General features: G+C 38.2%; 23 protein-coding genes. 2 read left to right on the top strand and 21 right to left on the bottom strand.

The genetic code is table 11. The features are described 5' to 3' along the window. Positions 1–5 precede the first annotated feature (5 nt). From OW492_RS05810 to OW492_RS05785, 6 genes are all read right to left on the bottom strand, one after another. Positions 6–1,058 (bottom strand): ABC transporter ATP-binding protein, encoded by a 1,053-nt coding sequence (locus OW492_RS05810; RefSeq protein ID WP_290038993.1) that lies wholly within the window; start codon positions 1,056–1,058, stop codon positions 6–8. After that, the gene (locus tag OW492_RS05805; RefSeq protein WP_290038992.1) at positions 1,058–2,692 is read right to left on the bottom strand and encodes an iron ABC transporter permease; all 1,635 of its coding nucleotides are present in this window, start codon (positions 2,690–2,692) and stop codon (positions 1,058–1,060) included. Before OW492_RS05805 ends, OW492_RS05810 begins: the two co-directional genes overlap by 1 nt. After that, positions 2,682–3,701 (bottom strand): Fe(3+) ABC transporter substrate-binding protein, encoded by a 1,020-nt coding sequence (locus OW492_RS05800; protein ID WP_290038991.1) that lies wholly within the window; start codon positions 3,699–3,701, stop codon positions 2,682–2,684. The genes OW492_RS05805 and OW492_RS05800 overlap by 11 nt, the downstream gene beginning before the upstream one ends. 135 nt (positions 3,702–3,836) lie before the next feature. Beyond that, positions 3,837–5,261, bottom strand: a complete 1,425-nt coding sequence (locus OW492_RS05795; protein ID WP_290038990.1) for a sigma-54 dependent transcriptional regulator — start codon at positions 5,259–5,261, stop codon at positions 3,837–3,839. Further along, positions 5,261–6,343 carry an ATP-binding protein gene (locus OW492_RS05790; RefSeq protein ID WP_290038989.1) on the bottom strand — a complete coding sequence of 361 codons (1,083 nt, stop codon included), beginning with the start codon at positions 6,341–6,343 and terminating at the stop codon, positions 5,261–5,263. Before OW492_RS05790 ends, OW492_RS05795 begins: the two co-directional genes overlap by 1 nt. 180 nt (positions 6,344–6,523) lie before the next feature. Continuing rightward, complete coding sequence (locus OW492_RS05785) at positions 6,524–7,975, bottom strand: sigma-54 dependent transcriptional regulator (RefSeq protein ID WP_290038988.1); 1,452 nt, start codon at positions 7,973–7,975, stop codon at positions 6,524–6,526. A gap of 372 nt (positions 7,976–8,347) precedes the next feature. Between OW492_RS05785 and fliS the strand changes: the two genes are divergently transcribed. Both fliS and OW492_RS05775 read left to right on the top strand, forming a co-directional pair. Beyond that, positions 8,348–8,743 carry a flagellar export chaperone FliS gene (gene fliS / locus OW492_RS05780; RefSeq protein ID WP_290038987.1) on the top strand — a complete coding sequence of 132 codons (396 nt, stop codon included), beginning with the start codon at positions 8,348–8,350 and terminating at the stop codon, positions 8,741–8,743. 17 nt (positions 8,744–8,760) lie between these two features. After that, positions 8,761–9,060 (top strand): hypothetical protein, encoded by a 300-nt coding sequence (locus OW492_RS05775; RefSeq protein WP_290038986.1) that lies wholly within the window; start codon positions 8,761–8,763, stop codon positions 9,058–9,060. 199 nt (positions 9,061–9,259) lie between these two features. On the opposite strand, the gene fliD is transcribed toward OW492_RS05775, so the two are convergent. From fliD to OW492_RS05700, 15 genes are all read right to left on the bottom strand, one after another. Then, a complete protein-coding gene (gene fliD / locus OW492_RS05770; RefSeq protein WP_290038985.1) occupies positions 9,260–11,320 on the bottom strand; it encodes a flagellar filament capping protein FliD in 2,061 nt (686 codons plus the stop codon). Positions 11,321–11,444: 124 nt separating this feature from the next. Then, positions 11,445–11,828, bottom strand: coding sequence for a flagellar protein FlaG (locus OW492_RS05765; RefSeq protein WP_290038984.1), 384 nt, complete (start codon positions 11,826–11,828; stop codon positions 11,445–11,447). 92 nt (positions 11,829–11,920) lie between these two features. Next, positions 11,921–13,588 carry a flagellin gene (locus OW492_RS05760; RefSeq protein ID WP_290038983.1) on the bottom strand — a complete coding sequence of 556 codons (1,668 nt, stop codon included), beginning with the start codon at positions 13,586–13,588 and terminating at the stop codon, positions 11,921–11,923. 298 nt (positions 13,589–13,886) lie between these two features. Then, on the bottom strand, positions 13,887–14,573 hold the full coding sequence (locus tag OW492_RS05755) for a MaoC family dehydratase (RefSeq protein ID WP_290038982.1): 687 nt from the start codon (positions 14,571–14,573) through the stop codon (positions 13,887–13,889). A gap of 29 nt (positions 14,574–14,602) precedes the next feature. Then, entirely contained in the window at positions 14,603–15,307 is a 705-nt protein-coding gene (gene pyrF, locus OW492_RS05750) for an orotidine-5'-phosphate decarboxylase (RefSeq protein WP_290038981.1), read from the bottom strand. 48 nt (positions 15,308–15,355) lie between these two features. Then, positions 15,356–16,528 (bottom strand): lipopolysaccharide assembly protein LapB, encoded by a 1,173-nt coding sequence (gene lapB / locus OW492_RS05745; RefSeq protein ID WP_290038980.1) that lies wholly within the window; start codon positions 16,526–16,528, stop codon positions 15,356–15,358. Positions 16,529–16,534: 6 nt separating this feature from the next. Next, positions 16,535–16,822: a lipopolysaccharide assembly protein LapA domain-containing protein gene (locus OW492_RS05740; RefSeq protein WP_290038979.1), complete on the bottom strand. Its 288-nt coding sequence runs from the start codon at positions 16,820–16,822 to the stop codon at positions 16,535–16,537. Positions 16,823–17,014: 192 nt separating this feature from the next. Then, positions 17,015–17,302, bottom strand: a complete 288-nt coding sequence (gene ihfB, locus OW492_RS05735; RefSeq protein ID WP_113817974.1) for an integration host factor subunit beta — start codon at positions 17,300–17,302, stop codon at positions 17,015–17,017. A gap of 83 nt (positions 17,303–17,385) precedes the next feature. Next, positions 17,386–19,056, bottom strand: a complete 1,671-nt coding sequence (gene rpsA / locus OW492_RS05730; protein WP_113817975.1) for a 30S ribosomal protein S1 — start codon at positions 19,054–19,056, stop codon at positions 17,386–17,388. A 103-nt stretch (positions 19,057–19,159) separates the two neighbouring features. Beyond that, positions 19,160–19,846 (bottom strand): (d)CMP kinase, encoded by a 687-nt coding sequence (gene cmk, locus OW492_RS05725; RefSeq protein WP_290038978.1) that lies wholly within the window; start codon positions 19,844–19,846, stop codon positions 19,160–19,162. A gap of 59 nt (positions 19,847–19,905) precedes the next feature. Continuing rightward, positions 19,906–20,682, bottom strand: a complete 777-nt coding sequence (locus OW492_RS05720) for a VacJ family lipoprotein (RefSeq protein WP_290038977.1) — start codon at positions 20,680–20,682, stop codon at positions 19,906–19,908. Between the two features lie 19 nt (positions 20,683–20,701). Further along, entirely contained in the window at positions 20,702–21,946 is a 1,245-nt protein-coding gene (ccmI, locus tag OW492_RS05715; protein ID WP_290038976.1) for a c-type cytochrome biogenesis protein CcmI, read from the bottom strand. Next, a complete protein-coding gene (locus tag OW492_RS05710) occupies positions 21,943–22,434 on the bottom strand; it encodes a cytochrome c-type biogenesis protein (protein WP_290038975.1) in 492 nt (163 codons plus the stop codon). Before OW492_RS05710 ends, ccmI begins: the two co-directional genes overlap by 4 nt. Next, positions 22,431–22,973: a DsbE family thiol:disulfide interchange protein gene (locus OW492_RS05705; protein ID WP_290038974.1), complete on the bottom strand. Its 543-nt coding sequence runs from the start codon at positions 22,971–22,973 to the stop codon at positions 22,431–22,433. Before OW492_RS05705 ends, OW492_RS05710 begins: the two co-directional genes overlap by 4 nt. Beyond that, on the bottom strand, positions 22,966–24,945 hold the full coding sequence (locus OW492_RS05700; protein ID WP_290038973.1) for a heme lyase CcmF/NrfE family subunit: 1,980 nt from the start codon (positions 24,943–24,945) through the stop codon (positions 22,966–22,968). Before OW492_RS05700 ends, OW492_RS05705 begins: the two co-directional genes overlap by 8 nt. Position 24,946 lies beyond the last annotated feature (1 nt).

Here is a 24,946-nt window from a genome sequence, read left to right as displayed (position 1 = left end):
CAGATTTAATCAGCAAACACAACAAAGTCATGGTTCAGTAAGCTTAAAGTTACTTTATCCCCTTCTTGGAAGAAAACACTATCGCAAGTATGATTGCTGTACTTAATCAAAAAGTCCTGCCCTGAAAATTGCGCAGTGATCTGCTGAGAAGATCCTTGGAAGGCGACTTGCTTAACAACAGCCTCACCACTTTCATCAGGTGTGATATCGATATGTTCAGGTCTTAATAAAAGGCGTAATTCTGCTTCTTTAGGTTGTGTTATTTTACCTTGCGTGTATAGCACACCAAAACAACTTTGATAGCTGTAATCATCTAGTATGCTCAAGCCAATATAATTCGCCTGTCCCATAAAGTCGGCAACATAAGCTGAATTAGGTGCTCGATATAACTTTTGTGGGGTATCGATTTGCACTATTCTCCCCGACTTCATCAATGCAATACGATCAGCAAAGGCAAAACCTTCCTCTTTAGAGTGAGTAACAAATAAAGCACTCATTTGACGTTGCTTAAACAGATGACGAATTTCATGAATGAGCTGAAAACGAACGTGCTGATCCAGATTAGAGAAAGGCTCATCCAATAGCATCAAATCAGGTTGATAAGCTAATGCACGTGCGATAGCAATGCGCTGCTGCTGCCCACCTGACAATTGATGTGGAAAACGTTTGCCCATTTCACTGAGTTGTACCAAATGTAACACTTCTTCAACACGTTGTTGCTTTTCACTTTTAGGCATATTAGTTGCCAAGGAAAAGGCCACATTATCAAATACATTTAAATGCGGAAACAACGCATAATCTTGGAAAATAAGCCCTATTTTTCTAAGCTCTGGTGGCATATTGATTTGTGGGTCGTTCAGTACTTTTTGTTGGATACTAATATTTCCGGTAAGCTCAGCTTGTAATCCTGCAACCGCTCGTAATAAAGTTGTCTTCCCACAGCCACTCTCACCTAAAAGACAAACAATCTCGTTATTTTCTAAAGTGAGATCTAATTCCGCCAATACAGGCGTTTTTTGATACGCACAACTTAAATTTTGAATATTTAACGCACTCATTAATGCTTTTGCTCCAACAAACGGTTCACTACAATAAATGGAATTAAGCCTAATGCAATAATCATTAACGCTGGTAAAGCGGCGTATTCTATCATCTCATCAGAGACATATTGGTATACATAAGTAGCCAATGTTTCAAAATTAAAGGGGCGCAATAATAACGCCGCAGGTAATTCCTTCATTGATTCTATAAACACTAGAATAAAAGCGGTTAATAAACCTTTTTTTATCAGCGGGATATTAACACGCCACAGCGTTTTTGCAGGTCCATTACCTAGGGTTCTAGACGCTAAATCCAATGAAGGCGGCACTTGTACTAAGCTACTGTCAACGCTACCGACAGCGATAGCACTGAAACGCACTAAATAACCCAGCACTAAAATGACTAATGACCCAGAAAAGATTAACCCTACCGGTGATACATCCCATTTAATTAACAGATCATTTAATAATAGATCAAGACTCGTCAGTGGTATTAATACGCCAATAGCAACCACGGTGCCTGGAACAGCATACCCTAACGAAGATAAACGAATACTAGACTTGGCAAAGACTCCTGGGCTTAAACGCTGATAGAAATTAACAATAAGGGCCACCAGCAGTGCCAAAATGGCAACTAAAAAGGCTAACCATAAACTATTTAGGGTATAGCTAAATAATTGGTCATTTAATGATTCACTAAAATAATGAAAAGCATAATAGATTAAAGTACCGATCGGGATAAATAAAGATAAGCCCAATAAAGACCAAGTGAAGAGCAAAACGCCCCACTTTTTCCATCCCGTTAAATAAAAACGCAAATCCGTACTGCCGCTACTATTACGTTGATAAACTTGCTGTTTACGACGGCTATAATTTTCTAATGAGATCAAGATAACTAAAACTAATAACATCAGTGACGATATCTTCGCTGCAGTTGTTAAACTACCTAACTCGAGCCAGGTATCATAAATAGCAGTGGTTAGTGTATGCACTGCAAAATAATTAACAGTAGCAAAATCACCTAATGTTTCCATTGCGATTAATGAAATACCCACTGCCATCGCAGATCGTGAAAGAGGAATACTAACCCTCCAAAAGGCACGATAAGGCGATAAACCTAATGTTCTCGCGGCTTGAAATAAGCCGGCAGACTGAGTTAAAAAAGCCCCGCGTAACAACAAATACAAATAAGGAAAAAGTGATAACGCTAAAATAAATGAAGCACCAAACAAGGTACGGATATCAGGAAAGTAATAATCATCAATTGACTGCCAACCAAACCAGCCTCGTAAAGCAAGCTGAACAGGACCGGCAAAATCTAATAAGTCTGTATATACAATGGCTACAATATAAGGTGGCATGGCTAAAGGTAGCATTAAAATCCATTGCAACTTTTGCCTAGTAGGGAATTCACAGCAAGCAACAAACCACGCACAAGGCAGGGCAAAAACAATACTAATCAATACAACAGAAACGATAACTAGGACAGAATTACTAATATAGGTAGGTAATACGGTATTTAGAAGGTGTTCAAAACTACCACTTTCATCGAAGCTGAAAGCGTTTAAAAAAATAGCAAGAACAGGGGATAACAAAATACAAGTTACTGCCCAAGGCAGTAACTTGTATGGGTTGAACGATTTAGAGATCAAATTTCACTTCATCCAGTAACTTAATAGCTGCTTTATGTTGTGCAGCTACCTCTGATAATTTAATCTCATCTTCTTTAAATTCTCCCCAAGATGCAACTAATTCTGATGCTTTTACACCAGTTTTAACAGGGTATTCGTAATTAATTTCAGCATACATTTTTTGCGCAACATCACCTGATAAGAATTCCATCAATTTAATAGCATTCTCTTTGTGAGGAGCATGCTTAACTAACGCAACGCCACTGACATTCATATGAGTACCAGTTGTTGCTTGATTAGGGAAGTTAATATGCACTGATTCAGCCCAAGATACTTGTTTTGGATCATTTAGCATTTTACCAAGGTAATAGCTGTTAGTTAATGCATAATCACATAACCCTTCTTTAACTGCTTTCACTTGTGCACGGTCATTACCTTGTGGTTTACGAGCTAAATTAGCTTTTAAACCTTCTAACCATGTTTTAGCTTTAGCTTCACCTTCATGAGCAATAATAGAAGCTAATAAAGAAACATTGTACGGATGTTTACCTGAACGCATACACACTTTGCCTTTAAAAGCCGGCGTAGCAAGGTCTTGATAAGTAATATCAGGAGCAGGGCCAACACGTTCAACAGAAGAATAAATATTACGAGTTCGACTAGTAAGTGCAAACCATTGCTTATTTTCGCCTTGGAATTTAGCAGGGATATTTTTATCTAAAATTTTACTTTCCACTGGTTGAGCTAAACCATCTTCAGTGAATAGTGCTAAGCGGCTGAAATCTGAAGTTAACATTATATCAGCTGTCGATAATTGACCTTCGCGTTTAATACGCTCAATCAAACCTTTTTTAGCGAATAAAATATTCACTTTGATACCTGTTTCAGCAGTGAACTCTTTCATCATGGGATCAATTAAAAAGGGCTGGCGATAAGAATATACATTGACCTCTTCCGCTGCAAAAGAGAGCGAGCTAGTTAATACAGAGGCACCAGCAAGTAAAATAGTTAGGCCTTTTTTAATAGACATATTTCTTCCTTTAAATAAGTAGTGAATTAATTTCACACCATTCTATTGATAATAGTTCTTATTTTCAAGACATAAACTGTCGTAATCTCTCGTTTCAGTAATTATTTATAATTAACATAGCTTATCTTCAAAGTACTAAGCGGGTAAGGCAACTCCTTGTTCTTTCATACGTGCAATTTTGTAACGTAATGTTCGTGGACTTATCCCTAATAATTCAGCAACATCTTTACGTTTACCGCGACAAGTTTGTAACGCATCCAAGATCATCTTTTGTTCCTGTTGCTTCAACCCTTGCCCTAACCCATCATCACTGGCTATAAGTTCCGATTGAGCCTGTTTTTTGTGCATAGGTGCAGCATTATCCGTAACAGAAAAAACCGGTGCATCTATTAATGTCGGTTGCAATATATGTTCAAATTGCTGATCTTCCAATATTAACGTTTCACACTCAATAATATCCCCCACGGACAAAATAAGTGCTCGTTGCATGACATTGTCCAATTCGCGGACATTACCCGGCCAGATATAGTTAATTAACAACTGTTGTGCTTGTTCAGATAGCTGAGGAATCGGTAGCCCTTGGTCAGTGGCATGACCAGCAAGTAAATGCTTTGCTAAAGGTAAAATATCACCTTTACGTTGATGTAAAGGTAACCACTGTAATGGGAATACATTAAGGCGATAATATAAATCTTCTCGAAAAACACCTGCTTCTACGGCTTTTTTAAGATCTCGGTTACTTGTTGCTAATACACGAATATTCAATTTAATCGTTTTACGGGCTCCTAAACGTTCTACTTCTCGCTCCTGTAATACGCGTAATAACTTAACCTGTAATTCAAGCGGCATTTCAGTTATTTCATCTAATAGAATCGTACCATTTTGTGCTTGTTCAAATTTACCTGGACAAGCTTGAATCGCACCAGTGAATGCGCCTTTTTCATAACCAAACAAAGTCGCTTCCAGCATGTTTTCAGGAATAGCGCCGCAGTTAATCGCAATAAAAGGATTATCTTTACGTGCAGACTTATCATGTAAATATCGTGATAACACTTCTTTACCTGATCCACTTGGCCCAGTGATCATTACTGACGCATCTGTTGCTGCGACTTTTTCTGCCACACTTAATAAGGCAGCTGTAGAAGGATCGCCAAATACTGGTGTACAAGAAGGCACTTTATGCACAGGCGCATAACGACTTACTTGGTTTAATAAGACTTCCGGAGAAAAAGGTTTTGCCAAATAGTCTATTGCACCATCACGAATTGCTTTTACCGCATCGTCAATGGTGGCATAGGCCGTCATCAATAACACAGGTGTTTCTGGGTATTTGCTTTTAATGTTTTGCAGCAGGGTTAAACCACTCATTCCTCCCATTTGAATGTCACTGACGACCAGATCGAAGGTTGATTTGCCGAGCTCTATCAATGCTGATTCAGCACTGTCGACTTCTTGACAGTCGTAACCAGCCAATAATAATGTGTCAATTAAGGCTTCGCGTAATCCAGCATCATCTTCTACAACTAATAATTTACCTTGTGATTTATTATGATTCATCATTACGCTCCTACCACTTTACTTAATTGCACACGATGAAGTGGTAGCACCAGAGTGAAACAACTGCCCTTCCCGACTTCAGATTTAACTTCAACAGTCCCTTTATGGGATTGAACCACACCTTGCACCACCGCTAAGCCTAATCCAGTACCTTGCGATTTAGTGGTATAAAAAGCTTCCATCACTTTAGCTAAGCGTTGTTTTTCGATACCAGGTCCGTTATCCATCACTGAAATTTCAATTTTATCTTCACCTCGCTGTATCGCACCAATATACAAATGAGCACCTTGTCCGGTTGCTTCTACGGCATTTGAAATCAAATTGGTCATCGCACTAGTGAGCGCATTTTTATTCGCTAATATAAACAAATCTGGATCTGGTAATTTGCATTGCAGATTACCAGAGACACTCAACATCATCGCATCACTGGCATTCTTAACTTCTTCTAACAGGGCAGCAACGGATACCTCTTCTACAATTTTTTGCTCACCACTACGTGCAAATAACAACATATCATTCACTTGCGTTTCTAAGTCTTGTAAACGATTCATCAACTTACCTTGAAAGCGTGCACGAGCAGTTTCATTAAGTGTTTTATTCGCTAAATTAGCACCATATAACATGGCTGCTGATAAAGGAGTTCGGATTTGATGTGCTAATGACGCCACCATTTTTCCTAATGAAGACAAGCGCTTTAAGGTCGCGACGTGCTCTTGTAATTGGCGAGTATGCGTTAAATCAGTCAGTAGGATAAGTTGCCCTGGTTGCCCCTCTAATGAAGAGATAGAAAGCTGAATACGGCGACCATTTTTTAAGGATATTTCATGACCATCGTCATTTTTAGGGCTGAATGAGCGTTTGATAATATCCCTCCAAGGCATATTCTCTAATGGCTCCCCTAATAGTTGTATCGCAACACGATTAGCTTGTTCAACGATTCCATTGCCATCAATGACAATCAAACCAGAAGGTAATTCATTGTACAACTGATCCATGTAGTTAGCCTGAGCACGAAGTTGCTCTAGTTCCCCTACATAGCTTTCTGTTTGTAACGATGATTCTTGAGTTGATTGCGATATGGTCATGGCGACACCTAATAAACAAGTACAGATACCAGTACTAAGCAGTTATTATGCCAACCAAAAAATCCTATTAATTTACAAGTAGATAAAAATAAATCGCCATAAAAATGACAGTATTAAAAATAAAAAAACCGTACTAAAGAGTACGGTTCTAGGAAACTCAAATAAGGTTAATTAACGAGATTACATTTCTTTATTCAGGCCATATTTTTTCATTTTTTCAACCAGAGTCGTACGACGCATTGACAATAACTCTGCGGCATGTGACACCACACCATCTTGCGAATCGATCGCTTGTCGAATCATCTCAATTTCAAACTCCACCAGCTTATCTTTTAAATTCATCCCTTCAGCTGGTAAATGCCCTAAAAACCCCAATGACTCTTCCTCTGCTTCACTTTCATCAGATAAAATAGGTGTACCACCAAACATACCAGATAAAGCATCACGCTCCATTAATTCTTCTTGTTCCACACTATATTGTACTTGATCTAGCACTTCACCTTGATTATCCGAATAACGGTATTTGACTGGTAACTCGGTAATATCAATGATTTTATTACTGTGTAAAATCAATAGACGCTCTAATAAATTAGATAATTCACGGACGTTCCCCGGCCAGCTATGCTGCATTAATGAGTCTAATGCACGCTGAGTAAAGCGTAATGTAGCCTTATGCTCACCCTCTAAACGAGATAAAAGCTCCTGTAGTAATAGAGGAATATCTTCTTGCCGATCACGTAAAGCAGGTTTTTCGATCGGGAAGACATTTAAACGATAAAAAAGATCTTCTCGGAAAGTTCCTTCGATAATCATTTCTTCTAAATTGCGATGTGTAGCAGCTACTACTCTTACATCAGCCTGAATCGACTTGGTTCCACCAACACGCTCAAAAGTGCGCTCTTGTAATACGCGTAACAACTTGACTTGCATTGGCATTGGCATATCACCAATTTCATCTAAAAATAATGTACCGCCTTCTGCCAATTCGAAACGTCCTTTACGCGAAGAAAATGCACCGGTAAAGGCTCCTTTTTCATGGCCAAATAATTCACTTTCTAACAACTCAGCAGGGATAGCACCGCAGTTAACAGGAACAAATGGACCTTTTTTACGGTTTGATACTTCATGTATTGCTCGAGCGACAACTTCTTTTCCTGTACCCGACTCCCCTAACACCAATACATTAGCGTTACTTTCCGCCACCTGCTCAACTAGATAACGAATCTCTTGAATACGACGCCCTTTACCAACTAAAGACGTAATCAAATATTTATTGGCTTTGCTTAACTGATGATTAGGATTCAAGAAGTTTTGGCAGTAATGTAACAATTGCGTTAATTCAGAATAAACAATAGGCACACTTAGCACACCAATATGGTTGCTATCGAGATCTGTTACATCTCCAGAAAAGCTAATAAAAGGGACTTTGGGGAAGCGTAATAGTGCAGCATCAAGATGACTCGCTTGGTCACCATATATAATTGCTAGGGCAGGACTTTCAGCTAACTGCTTTTCGAGATCTTCAATACTTATAATTTGATAAGTTTCCCCAACAAATTGTAAAACGGTTTCTAATATTGCTGTTTGTTCCGTTGTGGTATCGACTAAATAAATTGAAGCTCGTTGCTGCATAATTAATATCCATAAAAATTAAACTACCTCTTAGTGTAGAGTAATTTTTTATTATTGCATGTAAAATCGTCAAAAAGATGACAATGACCGTAAAATGACACTTAAAATAATTATTATATGGTTGAATAGTATACATAGAAAAATATTTTAACCATATAAGCTATAGAATAGGCCTGATTTTTGCTTAAGTATTGCTATAAATCTTAATAAGTCATAAAACTGGCTTTTGAAATATGTTACAAAGCATGTCTAGCACTAAAATAGGCAAAATTGCTGCTAAATAAAATAGCTGCAACTATCAATTGTTGTTTTTTAATATTAGACATACATAAAAATATCATAGATTAACTGTTTTTTAGCAAGGAAAGTAATATGCGTCGTTCGCTTCAACAATATAAAAACTCGAATATGAATAACATTGAGCAAGCAGATCCTCATACTTTAGTCTCTTTGATCATGCAGCATATACAGGGAAACTTAGCCGGTGCCAAAGGGGCTATAGAGCGTAAAGAAATTGAAAATAGAAATACTATGCTGACACGAGTGATTGGGCTTATTGGCGAATTACAAAATAGTTTAGACATGGAAAAAGGCGGGGAAATATCCACTAACCTTTATGACTTATACGCTTATATGATCCGCCGAGTTAATCAAGCAAATCGTCAAAATGATGCTGAGCCATTAACAGAAGTACTTAAATTAATTACTGAAATTAAATCTGGTTGGGATGGGATTCCATTAGATATACGTCAACAATATAATCGTTAATCATTCAGTAGGCCCTCATGACCAATGTACAAGCAAGTATCGATAGGTTACTAGAATCGGAAAAGCACCTTCATAAATTATTAGATGAACAACAATATGAGCAGTTTTTGCAACAGCAAGAGATCTTTGGAAATCAACTAAAAACTTGTGTGGATAGCTATACAGAGGAGCAATTACTAGATGTGATTGCCCCACTTAAACGGCTGCAAGAAAGTCTTAATACATTGCAACAGAGAGCTGAAGGTATCAGTCTAGATCTTAAGGAAAAATCGCTTATCCTACAGCGAAATAAGAAAAAGATAAAAGCTTATAAATAATATTTACTTACTCCTCGCAGCGTTATTTAACAGCTTATAACTACATATTTCTGTGTGGTAAGTTTCATAAAGACAACCATTATTTATGTCACTTACACTTTTTATACACAAGATATAGAGAACATATTTAATGGATTAGACTGATTTTAGTCGCACAATAGTTATGTGCGGCACTCTCCTGCCTAACGGCTAGTTGAGCTTATTTCTCTTTCGTATACCCTGGCAGCGCATCTAAGGCAGATTTCAAATAGTCTTTCATGGAATTGAGATTAGAAACAGCGGTATCCATGGCATTAAATTGTGAATATAGGCGCTCTTCTAGATTCTCCATTCGGAAGGTTAAACTCTCTTTTTCTTCCTGCAACGAACCAATTTGTTTGTATAGAGAATCAAATTTAGTATCAATAGTAGAGCCACTGACATCGATATCACCGTCCGACGAGCTTACATTAGAGTCAATAATGCCATCGAGCATACTATTGAGCATTGAACTAATGCCTTGAGAATAGGATATCTTACCTCTATCTCCTAGCTCCCCGCCTGTGACTTCGGCTTTTAACCCTTTTGACTTGCCCTCTGTTGACTCTAAAAATTGGCCTCGACCTGACGCGGCTTTTCCATCAATTAACCCTTCAACATTTTCACCAGCGACTCCGCCCGCAACCGTTAAACCTAACTGTGAAGAAAAGAAACTAGGATCTTCTATCTCGGTTATTGCGACTGTAGACATAGAACCATAAGCATTAGAAACAATAGAAATCATGCCTGCATTTTCTAGAATACTGACATTTAAATTGTTTTCGACGAAATTAGGATCTGAATTTATTTTGGATTGTAACTCTGTAGTAAACTCTTCAATAGTGTCATAGGTTTTTGAAGCCAGCTCAATATCACCAGATAAGTAGCCATCTAAACGCATTTTAAAACTATCATTATCTTGATCAATACTGAAGGGAACAGAAATAGCAGATGAAGCAGTTAATTCACCTCTGCTTGCTAATTTTGTTACGGCAATATCATAAGAACCAGGTACCGTTGAGCGCCCTTTACTCTCATAATCAATATAACTATCTGTCGCGCCACCTGAAGCGGTGAAGAAGTCAGCAACACTTTGCATATCGGTATTCATGATCTTATTTAACTTTTCAGCGTCTAACGCTAAAGTACCATCACGATTCGTTAACATACCTAAATCGGCGAAACTGCGCACACTACCATCAAGATGTGAGATGTTAGTGTTTAAAATATCACGCATTTGCCCTTTAATGTTTCGTACCGTTGAATCGCCACTTAAAATACCGTTACTTCTTACATCTGCTCCATAGTTGCTTAAAGCATTCATTTGCTTAATAGTGCCATTATAATTTTCAACAAAAGCATAAATCTGCTCTTCTACTGTACTCATATCAGGCACAATAGTAAGTGACACTTTGGAGTTTGGTTCCGTCTCACCGGCAATATTCAGCGTTACACCTTCAATCACATTAGTGATGTTATTACTTGGACGGCTAATTTCAATCCCATCCATAACCATTATTGCATTTTGAGCAACAGAGGTTTGCTGCATATTTTTAGTGTCGCTGGTAAAAGTAAAGGCTGATAACCCTGTACCGTCGTTATTAATACCATCATCATCTTCAACGGTTAGTTGCATGGCATTTTCTTCACCCGTCTCCTTATTAATTAACACTAAGCGGTAATTATTGCCGTCATTAATTAATGACGCGGAAACGCTATAGTCGCCTTCATTGATGGTATCGCGCATCTTATCTAAAGAGTTATTCTCAGCATCAATGGTTAAGGTTTCAACAGGTTTATTGGGGTTAATAGAAAATGAGCCATCGTCATTGTAAGTGCCATAACTCAAACTAATGATGCCTGTGCCCACTTGAGAAGTCGCTTCAGAATAAGATTTATCGGGAGAAGAGGCGATGGTTTGTGCTTTAGCTTGTTGTTTAACTTCAAAACTCCAACTACCTGTTTCAGCACCTAGCCCCAAGGTTGTGGTTAAGATCGATTCATCACTACTAGTGGCACTCGTCGCAGAAAAGGTGGAAGCACGAGATAAATCAGCAAAGGAATCTTGGAAATCTGAGAGCGCACTGTTGATGGTACCAAAAGCGGAGATCTTTTCAGTGGCTTCTGTGGTATCAGCTAATATGGAAGCAGCAGCGGGATCTTTTTCCGCTGCAACAATGGCAGTAACGATGTTATTAATATCAAGACCAGAACCTAGGCCTGTTGATGTAATCGATGTCATTGTTGTTCCTCATTACTCTGTTTTTTTTGCTGTACACTTATATATAAAAGTAAGCAAAAACTAAGCCATAATAGTATTTTAAATACTACAACTGAACATAATTTTAATTAGATTCAGCAGTTATTTATACTTTAGTATCAAATAAAATACCGGCTACGTCATCCATCTTTTTACGCAAGACCACTAACTCCTCTGAAGGGATCTGTCGAATCACCTCATCACTATCTGAATCTTTAACAATAATGACACTTTTACCTAACTCATCATCTATTGAAAATGATAAATTACGTTTCATATCATGCAAAAAATCATTCATTTCTTGTACTGTTTTGGCTATTTCTTCTGCACTAAGTGGCGTTGCTGTTTCCGTATACTCATCGGTAAATTTTTTTTCACCTCTAATATTTTGAGTTAAACTATCCATCACCTGACTAACAGACGTCATTGGTTTATCTATATTCGCTGTTTGATATCCCGTCATTGGAATCACGCTATTGAGCTCTGACATAATCAACCTCTTTTATCGTATCTAATAAGCAAGAAAGCCCCCTAATCGATAGGAGGCTATTAAATCAATTACTTAGTAGCCATCCTAATGGATTAACCAAGTAGTGATAATACACTTTGAGCAGATGAATTAGCTTGTGAAAGCATAGATGTACCTGCTTGTTGTAATATCTGTGCTTTACTCATATTAGATGTTTCTGAAGCAAAGTCAGCATCTTGGATACGAGAGTTAGATGCAGATAAGTTTTGAGAAACATTTTCTAAGTTAGAGATAGTAGAATCTAAACGGTTTTGAATCGCACCTAAGCCAGCTCGTGAAGAACTGATTTTAGATAACGCATCATCCACTTTAGTAATCGTATTTGAAGCACTGTTCATCGTTGATACATTTGTACCTAGGCTATCAATTACTTTACCACCCATTTCGCTCTGCATACCCAAGGTTGTTAGTGCAGCAGTACGACCTGCTTGCGTAGAAGCACTTGACGTTACTTCAATACCAACACCATCTTCAGCAGAGAATTGGTAACCTGCTGCAGCTGTACCTGAAATAGTTACACCTGTTTGATCTGAGTAAGAATTAATATGTGCAATTACGTCAGCATCTGTAGCAAGTGTTGCTGGACCAATATCAACACCATTGATTTGTAATTTATCTGCTTCAGTAATGTTGGCCGTTGTTGCAACTCCACCAGTGATAGCATCTGCACCATTCGCTACAGTGAAACCAGCATTAGCTGTCGCAGTCCCCGTCACAGAGATAGCTTTATCATCAGCACTGTCTAGTGCAATGTAACCAGTGTAAGTACCATCAGTCACGCCTGTTGAAGCACCTTGACCACCACCAACGGTGATATCTTCACCCGTGTCGTTAGTCATGATTAACTCACCATTATCGCCTAAAGAAGCGGTAACACCAGATACATCACGGTTAATTGTTTCAACTAAGCTATCCATTGAAGATGTTGCACCTAATTCTATTGCTGAATTAGTACCCACTTGAATAGTCATACCGTTAGTAACACCTGTTACTGTTGTGCTTTCATCACTACCTTGAATAACATTGTATGCGCTTGCAGTTACACCCGTTTCAGCTGTTTTAAGGTTAATTGCTTTTGCAATATCAGTTGCTGAACCACTTTCAGATGCAGGGATATCAACACCATTTACTAACATTTCACCAGCAGTGCCTGTTGTTGCAGCTGCAACACGACCACCATTAAGTTCACCTTTGTTTAAACCACCGTTTAAGCCAAGATCATTAGTTGATACAGAGTCGATAGAAAAACTTAATGTTTGTCCTTCGTTTGCACCAATTTGTAATGTTGCAGTCCCCGCAGAACCATCTAATAATTTCTTACCATTAAATTCAGTGGTATTAGCAATACGGTCAAGTTCATCATGTAGTTGATCAACTTCTTCTTGGATTGCCTGACGGTTAGATGAAGAGTTTGTATCATTGGCAGACTGTACAGATAGCTCACGCATACGTTGTAGGATGTTAGTCATTTCATCCATCGCACCCTCAGCAGTTTGTGCCATTGAGATACCATCATTCGAGTTACGAACAGCTTGCGTTAAACCTTTAATTTGAGAATTCATTCCCGTTGAAATTGCTAAGCCAGCAGCGTCATCTTTTGCGCTGTTAATACGCAAGCCAGAAGATAAACGTTCCATTGCTTGGTTTGATGCTGCTTGCGTTTTGCCTAATTGACGTTGTGCATTAAGCGACATTACATTTGTGTTTACTACTGATGCCATGATGAGCTCCTTGGTTTATATCTTTCTAAAATTCATAATAATGAAGTTAGTTGTAATTGTTTGTCATAGTGTTTTATCGACCGCTTAAAAAATAACTTTAATGTTTTTGATTAATTACTTTCTGTTAACGGTTCCTTGTTAAAGCAGTCAATGTTCAGACTTAATTACTATATCGACCATCGGAAAAAGATCTTTAGCCCTTTTATTAAATTAATTAATATTTTTTAACCATAAAAAAAGGCGCTGAATCTTCAGATCCAACGCCTTATCTATCAATTTTTAAATCTAACTATTTGAATTAAAAGTAAACACGTACAACTGAGACCGCAACACATCCTGGTCGACGTGTCCCTTGGATCTCAACAGAGATCTCTTTTTCGATCTCAAGGCCTCGTTTAATAGGAGAAACTTTAATTAAACGACTATGCGCTCGAATGACTGAACCAGTTTTAACAGGGTAAGGAAAGCGTACTTTATTTAACCCATAGTTAACCGTCATTTTGGCATTCGCATATGCTGGACGCTCTGGATCAACACTATCTGTCAAATAAGGTAATAATGACAATGTTAGGAAACCATGGGCAATAGTCGTTTTAAAAGGAGACTCTTTCTGCGCTCGTTCAACATCATTATGAAGCCACTGATGATCACCTGTTACATTGGCAAATTGATCAACTCTATCCTGGGTAATTGTTAACCATTCCCCCACGTGAACTTCTTCACCAATTTTAGTTTGTAAGCATAAAAACAATTCTCGAGCTTCTGATGAAACTTGTATAGGTTGTTGTGCAACTTTTACAGAACGCCCATTTTCTAAAACCGAATATTCTTTAATCCAAGCTAAAAGGTGAGCTCTTTTATAATGTGTTGTTTTTAAAAACAGCGCATAATAATCGCGCACTGCTGGTGACATCCATTGCTTAAAATCAAACGCAATCTTTTGCATGAATTCTGTTTTATATTTATTAATATCGATTTTTTTCATAGAGCTTGAGCTTCCATAACGATCTAAATTTATCTTAATGAATCGTTAATATTATGTAGCACAGTAACAGGATCTTCAGCCTGTGTAATAGGTCGACCAATCACTAAGTAATCAGAGCCGCTATCGATTGCTTGCTTAGGTGTTTTAATACGACGCTGGTCACCGGCATCACTTCCCTCTGGGCGAATACCAGGCGTTACTAACTTAAATTCGTCACCTAGTAAGGCTTTTAATTCTTCAGCTTCATGTGAAGAGCAAACCACCCCATCTAAGCCAGACGATTTAGTGAGTAAAGCAAGACGTTTAACCTGCTCAGCAGGTGTCAAGTTAATACCTAACTCAGTCAAGTCACTTTGGTCCATGCTTGTTAATACTGTTACTGCAATTAATAATGGCGCTTTATCACCGTAAGGTTCTAAAACAGCTTTAGCAGCTTCCATCATTCTACGGCCACCACTAGCATGTACATTTACCATCCAGACTCCTAGATCCGCCGCTGCTTTTACTGCTTTAGCGACTGTATTTGGAATATCATGGAATTTTAGGTCAAGGAAAATATCAAAACCTTTAGAGACTAATAATTGTACAAATTCAGGTCCAAAATGGGTAAACATCTCTTTACCAATTTTTAAACGGCAAGTGGTTGGATCTAGCTGCTCGATAAACGCAAGTGCTTGTGCTTTGTTATCATAATCTAAAGCAATAACAACTTTTGGGTCGACTGATTGACTCATCTCTTTTCCTATCTTAGAGGGTTAACTAATTTTTTATTACTAACATATTTATTCGCCATCTAAACCTCTAATTGGTTTAATTCGTCCCCAACTTTTACAGGATGGACATTGCCAAAATAATTTCTTAGTGGAATAGCCACATTTTTGACAGCGATATTGAGGTCTAAAGGTAATCTGTTCGCTTACTAATTTATGTAAAAATAACAGGCTCTCTTTTTCATTATCTGATTGTGCTAAACTCAGATGATAAGTCATCAAATGATTAAAGCCTTTCATTGTTGGGTTGCGGCGCAGCTCTTGTAACATAAAGGTTTGGGCTTTTTCAATGCTTTGAAATTCTGCAATCAATTTAGCCAGCAAAATAACCGCACTTGCGCCAGCACCTAATTGGATAATTCGCTTCAAATACAACATTAGCTCTTGCTCAGTATTGGCTTGCTTATGTAGTGTGTGCAACTTTTCTAAGATGACTTCTGTAAAGTCTATATCTAGTTCAGGAACTTGCTCTAATATCTGTAAGGCTTTATCTAATTGCTGGTTTTGCTCATAATAATCAGCCATTGCTAAACAAGCACGAATACATTTTGGAAAGGTCACTAATGCTTTTTGGTATAGCTTTACCGCTTGCTTTTGTTGTTCAGGCTTTTTCATTTGATCAGCCAAACTACAATATAAATAGGATAAGGTTCTTGGCTTAGCCTGTGCTTTGCCTATCTTATCCATTTGCTCAGTGCAATTAATCGCTTCTTGCCAATCTTTTAATTGTTGATAAATAAGTAACAGATTCTCAAGTGCAACTTGTCTGTATTCAGGAGACTCTTTGAGTTGAATAAAGGTTTCTTCACTGCGATCGAACAAACCTGATTGGTAAAAGTCTTTACCCAATTGCAGCATAGCTAAGTCACGTTGTTCTAGTGTCAAAGAAGGCCTAGCAATCAAATTTTGATGGATGCGAATAGCGCGGTCAACTTCACCGTTTTGGCGAAATAGATTACCCAGAGCAAGATGTGTTTCAATGGTTTCATCATCAACATCAAGCAAAGCAATAAAATGATCAACCGCTTTATCCGGCTGTTCATTTAACAGGAAATTTAACCCCTGCACATATTCCCTGCTTAGCTGATTACCTTTCTTTTGTTTCTTTTGATAAACGCTACGCACGCCCATGTACCAGCCATAAAAGGCAGCTACGGGGAGTAGGAGGAAGAATATTTCTTGCACTAAGAATTAATCTTTTTCGATACGGTCACGTAAATCATTCAACTCTCGGCGCTGCTTTATATTCAATTTATTCAATTGGCGACATTTCATTTTTAAAGCGAGGTGGAAATAGCTACCAAGACACAACGCAATTATAAAACCAAAGGAAAATATAACCGCTAATAAGGTTGATAAGCGTAAATCATTTTGCGCAATAAGATAATTAAATGTAACCGACTGTTGGTTTTGTAAACCTAATACAATCACGATAATAAAAAATATCACTGTGATTAATATAGTTAGAAATCTTTTCATACTGATACCCACACAAGAACAGAAGTACTGAGTGTATTATAAATCAATCAGGGAATAAATCATTGATATGCTTCGTTTATGATTATCGACTCAGATAGTGATCAAATTAATACAGTTATAAGAAAAGGGATGATAAAAGCAGGTAAAAATAGACAAGTAAAAAAATGGTGCCTTTCGGCACCATTTGGATATTTAGGTATTTAACGCATTAACACGTTCTCTCAACGCTTTACCCGGTTTAAAGTGCGGAACATATTTACCCCCCAATTCAACCTTATCACCTGTTTTAGGATTACGGCCGATACGTGGGGCACGGTAATGTAAAGAAAAACTACCAAAACCTCTTACTTCAATTCTTTCGCCAGAAGCGAGAGAGTTCGTCATCAGAGTTAATGTTTCTCTTACACTATCTTCAACTTCTTTAACCGACAATTGAAAGTGTTTGCTGGTTAGCCTTTCGATTAGATCAGACTTAGTCATAACTTACCTCGTATTATGTGAATACAAATTAAAAAAGACTCCAGGTTAATGCTTTAAACGTGGCTGTTAACAGCCACATTTAATTATTTACCTTTAGCAGCGTTAAACGCGTCTAGCATTGCATTACCCATGCTTGCTTCGTCTTGTTGCTTCAAGCTATCGATAGCATCTTTCTCATCAGCTTCATCTTTCGCTTTGATAGATAGACTGATTACGCGATTCTTACGATCAACACCTACGTATTTAGCTTCAACAGACTCACCAGCTTTTAGTACTGTAGATGCATCTTCGATACGGTCACGTGAGATATCTGCAACACGGATGTAACCTTCAACGCCTTCAGTAAGAGTAACTGTAGCACCCTTAGCATCAACTTCAGAGATAGTACCAGTAACGATAGCACCTTTCTTGAATTCTGCTAGGTAGTTATTGAATGGGTCAGCAGCGATTTGCTTGATACCTAGAGAAATACGTTCGCGCTCTGGGTCAACTTGTAATACAACAGCTTCGATTTCGTCGCCTTTTTTGTAGTCAAGTACAGCTTTTTCGCCTTCAACTTCCCAACTGATGTCAGAAAGGTGAACTAGGCCGTCGATGTTACCGTCAAGACCGATGAAGATACCGAAGTCAGTGATAGATTTAATCTTACCAGAAACTTTTTGTCCTTTATCGTGTGTTGAAGAGAACTCTTCCCACGGGTTAGCTTTACATTGCTTAAGACCTAGAGAAATACGACGACGTTCTTCGTCGATGTCTAGAACCATAACTTCAGCCATATCACCTAAGTTAACAACTTTAGATGGGTGGATGTTTTTGTTAGTCCAATCCATTTCAGAAACGTGAACAAGACCTTCTACGCCTTCTTCAATTTCAACGAAACAACCGTAATCAGTTAAGTTTGTAACTTTACCAGTTAGACGAGTTGATTCTGGGTAACGCTTAGCGATTGCAACCCATGGATCTTCACCTAATTGCTTAAGACCTAGAGAAACACGAGTGCGCTCACGGTCAAACTTAAGGATTTTAACGTTGATTTCTTCACCAACAGTTACGATTTCACTTGGGTGCTTAACGCGTTTCCAAGCCATATCTGTGATATGTAATAGGCCGTCTACACCACCTAAGTCTACGAAAGCACCGTAGTCAGTTAGGTTCTTAACGATACCTTTAACTTCTTGACCTTCTTGTAGGTTCTCAAGAAGTTCATCACGTTCAACACTGTTTTCAGTTTCGATAACAGCACGACGAGATACAACAACGTTGTTGCGTTTTTGGTCTAGCTTGATCACTTTGAATTCAATATCTTTGTTTTCAAGGTGAGCAGTGTCACGTACTGGACGTACGTCAACTAATGAACCAGGTAGGAAAGCACGGATACCGTTTAATTCAACAGTGAAACCACCTTTAACTTTACCGTTAATAACACCGATAACTGTTTCTTGGTCTTCGTACGCTTTCTCTAATTGGATCCAAGCTTCGTGACGTTTAGCTTTTTCGCGAGAAAGTTTAGTTTCACCGAAACCGTCTTCTACAGCGTCTAACGCTACATCACAAACATCGCCAACTTCAACTTCAACTTCGCCAGCAGCGTTCTTGAACTCTTCAACTGGGATAGCAGCTTCAGATTTAAGACCTGCATCAACGAATACTAAGTTGTTGCTAATACGTACGATTGTACCTTTAACAATTGTACCTGGGCGAGTTTCTACTTGTTGAAGAGATTCTTCAAATAGTTCAGCAAAAGATTCCATCATCTATTTATTCACACTTATTTTATACAACCACATACAGTCCATTCGTATGGGAGGCAAGAAAGATTACCACTTCATCCATGAAGTAGTTTTAGTACACAACTGATTATTCAGTTGCAATTTTTAATTTCAGCGCCGTCAAGTTGAGTATTTGCTCAACCACTTCATCTATAGTTAATGAGGTAGAATCAATCACAAATGCGTCATCAGCAGGTCGTAATGGAGCAACAGCTCGGTTACGGTCGCGATAATCGCGCTCTTTAATTTCGCTTAAAATTTGCGCGATGCTAACATTAAACCCTTTATCTTGCAACTGATTAAAACGGCGCTTAGCGCGTTCTTCAGCGCTCGCATCTAGGAATATTTTCACTGGTGCGTCTGGAAACACCACGGTTCCCATGTCTCTACCATCAGCGATCAAACCAGGGGCTTGTAAAAAAGCTTGTTGACGAGCAAGTAGTGCCGCACGTACTTGTTCAATTGAAGCGACTTCAGAGGCAGCTTGTCCTACCACTTCAGTACGTAATTTATCGCCAATATTTTCGCCACTTAATAAAGTATCTACACCACTGCCATTAGACACAAAAGATACATCAAGTGTTAAAGCTAATGCAGCTAACGCATCTGAATCATTTAATGGGAGTTGTTTTTTTAATGCTGCAAATGCCAATATACGATACAACGCACCACTATCTAACAAATGCCATTTTAGCTTTTTCGCTAAAATATGGCACACGGTGCCTTTTCCTGACCCACTTGGACCATCAATAGTGATTAAATTTGAAACTGACATTTTGCGTCCAACCTTGTAATTAACTGACGTGTTTATTGACTATTTTATTCTGTAATTCTTTAATCTATTTCATCTAAGAAGTCGCTTAGATCCGCTTGCTCTTGCACTTGTTTATCAGCAGATTGCTGCTTAAGTTCAAAGAACTCATTGCTATCTTTATGCAGCGCATTTATGCGCGACTGAATATAAGCTTCTTTTACAAAAGTATATGAATCAAGTGATTGCTCTACTAATACTTCTTGTCCTAATGCACTTGAGCGGGCATCCAAACCATCAAAAATCCAGATAGTCGCCGTTTGCCACCAAGTAAAGTAAGTCGTTGGGAAATAGAGGTTATCGACAATACTGCCGACTACAATACGTGCGCTGCTTGGCCCTGTAACGGGTACCATTAGATAAGGCCCTTGAGGCACATACCAATTACCTAATACATTACTAAAACTTTCTCTACGGCGCTCTACCCCGCCGTACTTAGCAACATCAAACAAACCAAATACACCGAATGTAGAGTTAAATGCAAAACGGAAAAAAGCATCAGTTGCGTGTTGAAACTCAAGCTGTAGCAAGTTGTTGACTATCGTTGAAGGCTCTTCTAGGTTTTGTACTGCATTATTAATTGCTTCACGACCAGCTTTTGGAACCCAATCAACATAGCTTTCTGTAACTGGTCTATAGATGTAATCATCTAATACGTAATAGTTAAAGTCCCAAACTAAACGGTTAACCGGTTCAATTGGGTCACTCATGTAAGTTTCTTTATTGCCCTGAACAGATTGAGCGAAAGCAGAGCTGCTCACCATTAACAGGAGCGTTGGCAATAAGATTCGTATAAACATATAGATACATCCATATAAATTAAGATTGTTGATTAATAATAATACTAATAGGCGTTGTATCACCTGATTTTACAATATGACTTTGTCCAAACCACTGGCCACTTTGTGTATTCGCAGTACCGTCAGCTGTAATACGTGCTTTTATGATAAATTGCTCATAATTACTGAGTTTATTACCTTCAATCATTGCATTCGCATCAGACAAAAAAACCTGTATTGGAAAAGTATCAATAGCTAACTTAACGGCCGCAATAGGCATAGGGGAGCCATCAACGGCTTGTGCGTAAATAAAAATACTGCTGCCGGGCGTATATGATACCTGTTTTGCTAGCGTAATACTGATCTCATATTGTTCTAAGTCAGCCACTGTATTATTTTTTTCTTTTTGTAAGGCCAATTGTTGTCGAGCATAGGCGATACTGTTATTTAAAACGCGTGATTGCTCGCCGCTACTATCGCTCAACAAAGGCAAAACGGTTTGCCAACGTTTAATCGCAGTTTCAAAATTCTCTTGCTGTAACGCCAAAAGACCATACATAGACCAAGCTTGATAGTTTTCAGGATGCTGCTTTAAAAAGTTTTTAAGTTGCAATTCTGCTCTAGCCTTTTCATATTCGTCACCAATTTTCATTTTTAATTCAATCGATTCAAGTACAATTTCAGTATTCAGAGGTTGAGCAGCAACAGCTTTATCAATTGCTTCTATAGCAAGTTGTTGATCATTAAAGATACTGCCTAAACGGCTGTATAAAACCCACCCCTTTACATCACCGGGTTGATCGACTAGATGAGTTCGCAATCCAATCATTAGATCTTGCAGATCTTTCTGTTCTGGTTCAGTTGCATTATCTCCAAATAACTTTTGATAAACATCGGGATAGCGTTGTAAGGTATTTTGCCATTCACTCACCTGTTTGAACGACCCAACAGACCAATATAAGGCAATACTAGCAATGATTAAAAATGCGACACCAGGTAACCAAATTAATTGATTAGTGTTAGTTTTAAGTTGGTGGTTATCATCAATATCATCGAGTAAGTTGTATTGTAACTCGGCGACTATACTTTGTTTATCTAACACTACTCCTTGTGCTAGGTCGTCTTCAACTTCCTGTAAGCGGAGGTCGTAGAGATCATGATTTAATTGATTACGACGTTGTTGATTAATCTCAGTCATTTTTCTATGGCGGATAAAAGGCACCAAGATTAACCCTGAAAAAACCAATAATAATATCACGATAATAATTACAAGGGAGGTGATCATTTTTCTATTCCCTTAGTATGCTGCTTTAATAGAGAGGCAAGCTTTTGTTGCTCCTGTGGTGCTAACGCAGCCTGTTTGGTTTTGTTCTTTTTCACTTGCTTGAATAAAATTAACAACCCACCAATGACAAACAATAAAGGACCTAACCACAAAAAAATAGTCGCAGGTGTTAACGGAGGATCATAGCGAACAAAATTCCCAAAACGAGCCACCATATAATCTACTATTTGCTCTTTGCTTTGCCCTTGTTTAACTAATTGATAAGCCTTATTACGCAGATCTTTTGCCAATTCAGCATTGGAGTCGGCAATATTTTGGTTTTGACATTTCGGACAACGCAATAATTTAGTTAATTCATGGAAAGTTTGCTCTTGCTGTACATTATCAAACTCAAAGGTATCAATAGCTGCTTGAGCAGAGTGGGTTGCTAAAGTAATTAGCGAGATTAACAACCCAATATAAAAGAACATATGACGGATAGTAATCATTGCATCTCCTCGTAAATAGAAGATAACTTATCATTCCACACCTGTTCATTAAGGTCACCAACATGTCGGTAACGAATAATGCCGTGGCTATCAATTAAGAAGGTTTCAGGCGCGCCATACACACCTAGATCTAATCCTAATAAACCGCTTTCATCAAATAGACTGATTTGATAAGGATTATGTAATTCGTTCAACCAACGGATCGCTTTTTTACGGTTATCTTTGTAGTTCATACCAACGATATATAAACCTTGATTAGCTAATTTATTTAAATAAGTATGCTCTGCATAACAAGTTGGACACCATGTAGCCCATACGTTAAGCAGCATTTTCTGACCTTTAAAAATATCAGCATTGTATTGTTTATCCTGGTCGAAGATATCTTGTAGTGTAAACTGAGGTATCGGCTGACCAATTAACGCTGACTCTAATTTACTAGGATCACTGCCTTTTAATAATGGGGTAGCTAAAAAAACAGCACCAATAATGAAGATAACAAAAGGCACTAACAACATTAATATTCGACGTTTGTTAAGCATTTTGTTCTCCAGTTTCATTTTTAGAATCTGTTAATGGCTGTTTTTTGGTTCGATAACGTTTATCACAGATCATGATAAAGCCAGCCAACGCCATGATTAACGGCCCTAACCAAATCCAACGAATAAACGGTTTATAATAAATGCGCACAGCCCATGCACCATCAGGTAATTGCTCACCCATGGCAATATAAAGGTCCCTAATAAAGCCGGCATCAATCGCTGCCTCAGTCATCGGCATACGCTGTACTGTGTAAATGCGCTTTTCTGCGTTCATTACCGCTATTTTTTGTTGGTTATGTAATACAGAAAAGGTACCGACTGTTCCCACATAATTTTGACCATTAAGCGCACTAATTTGGTCAAAATGAAAATCATAATGTTCAAATCTAATGTGCTCTCCAACCGCTAATTTGACATCTTTTTCAATGGAATAGTTTTGCGTCATGGTAATGCCTATGATCATTACTGCTAATCCCAAATGCCCTAAACTCATTGCCCAGTGGCTATTGCCTAATTTAGTAATACCAATAATAAATGAATAACGATGAGTTGAACGTAAATAGATTTCATACCCCACACTGACTATGATCCAAAAGCCTAAAAATACGCCTAACATCGCTAACCAGGTTAATGCAGGGGCAAAAACAAACAAAAAAACAAGGCTCGAGCAAAGGCTAAGTAAAAGAATAATTAATATAGGCTTAACTAATTCACTTAGCTTTTGACGTTTCCAACGAAATAGCGAACCAATACCAAGAAATAACGCAAAAGGTACAATTAAAATAGTAAACATACGATTGAAAAAAGGTTCGCCAATAGAGATGCTACCTAACCCGATTTCTTTGTGTACTAAAGGCAATAACGTCCCTAATAACACCACGATCAATGCAGCGATTAGCAAAATATTATTCAACAAAAGTAAACTTTCTCGTGATGCTAATTCATAACGTCCACGGCTTTTCACTTTAGATGCTTGTACTGCATACAGAAGTAACGCTCCGCCGATAACTAAAATCAGAAAGCTAAGAATAAATAAACCACGAGTAGGATCACTAGCAAAGGCATGTACAGATACGAGAACACCAGAACGTACTAAGAAGGTACCTAATAAACTTAATGAAAATGCACTTAATGCTAATAATACCGTCCACGACTTAAATACGCCTCGCTTTTCACTCACCGCTAAAGAATGAATTAATGCAGTACCCGCTAACCAAGGCATAAAGGATGCATTTTCAACGGGATCCCAAAACCACCAACCACCCCAACCTAGTTCGTAATAAGCCCACCAACTGCCTAATGCAATACCTACGGTTAAAAACGTCCAAGCAGCCATGGTCCATGGTCGAGACCATTTAGCCCATGCACTATCTAAACGTCCTTCTAATAATGCGGCAATAGCGAAAGCAAAGGCTACAGAAAACCCCACATAGCCCATATATAACATAGGAGGATGAATCACTAACCCAAAGTCTTGTAATAACGGATTTAAATCACGACCATCAATTGGGAAATACGGTAGCGTTCGTTCAAAAGGGTTAGAGGTGAGAATAACGAAAAGATAAAAACCAAAAGCCAGTAAGCCTAATACCGCTAATACACGCGCCATAGATTCAACAGGTAAGTTTTTGCTCATTAATGCAACGGCAATACTCCAGGTTGCTAATAAGAAAACCCAAAGTAATAGTGAGCCTTCATGCGCCCCCCACACTGCAGATAATCGATAATACCAGGGTAAAGCTGAATTAGAGTTAGTGGCAATGTAGCTCACACTAAAATCATTAATAAAGAAAAGGTAAGCTAAAATAACAAAAGAAATAGCCACTGCAATAAACTGTAAAACAGTAAACATTTTAGCGCTACGAATAGCTCCTTGATGACCAGTGCGTACACCATACAATGGGTAAACCGTCTGTAATAAGGATAATATACATGCCAGTATTAAAGAAAATTGGCCTATCTCAGGAAGCATT

The sequence above is a fragment of the Psychromonas sp. 14N.309.X.WAT.B.A12 genome, from assembly GCF_030397575.1.
GTDB lineage: Bacteria > Pseudomonadota > Gammaproteobacteria > Enterobacterales > Psychromonadaceae > Psychromonas.
This window is presented reverse-complemented; position numbering and strand designations above follow the sequence as displayed.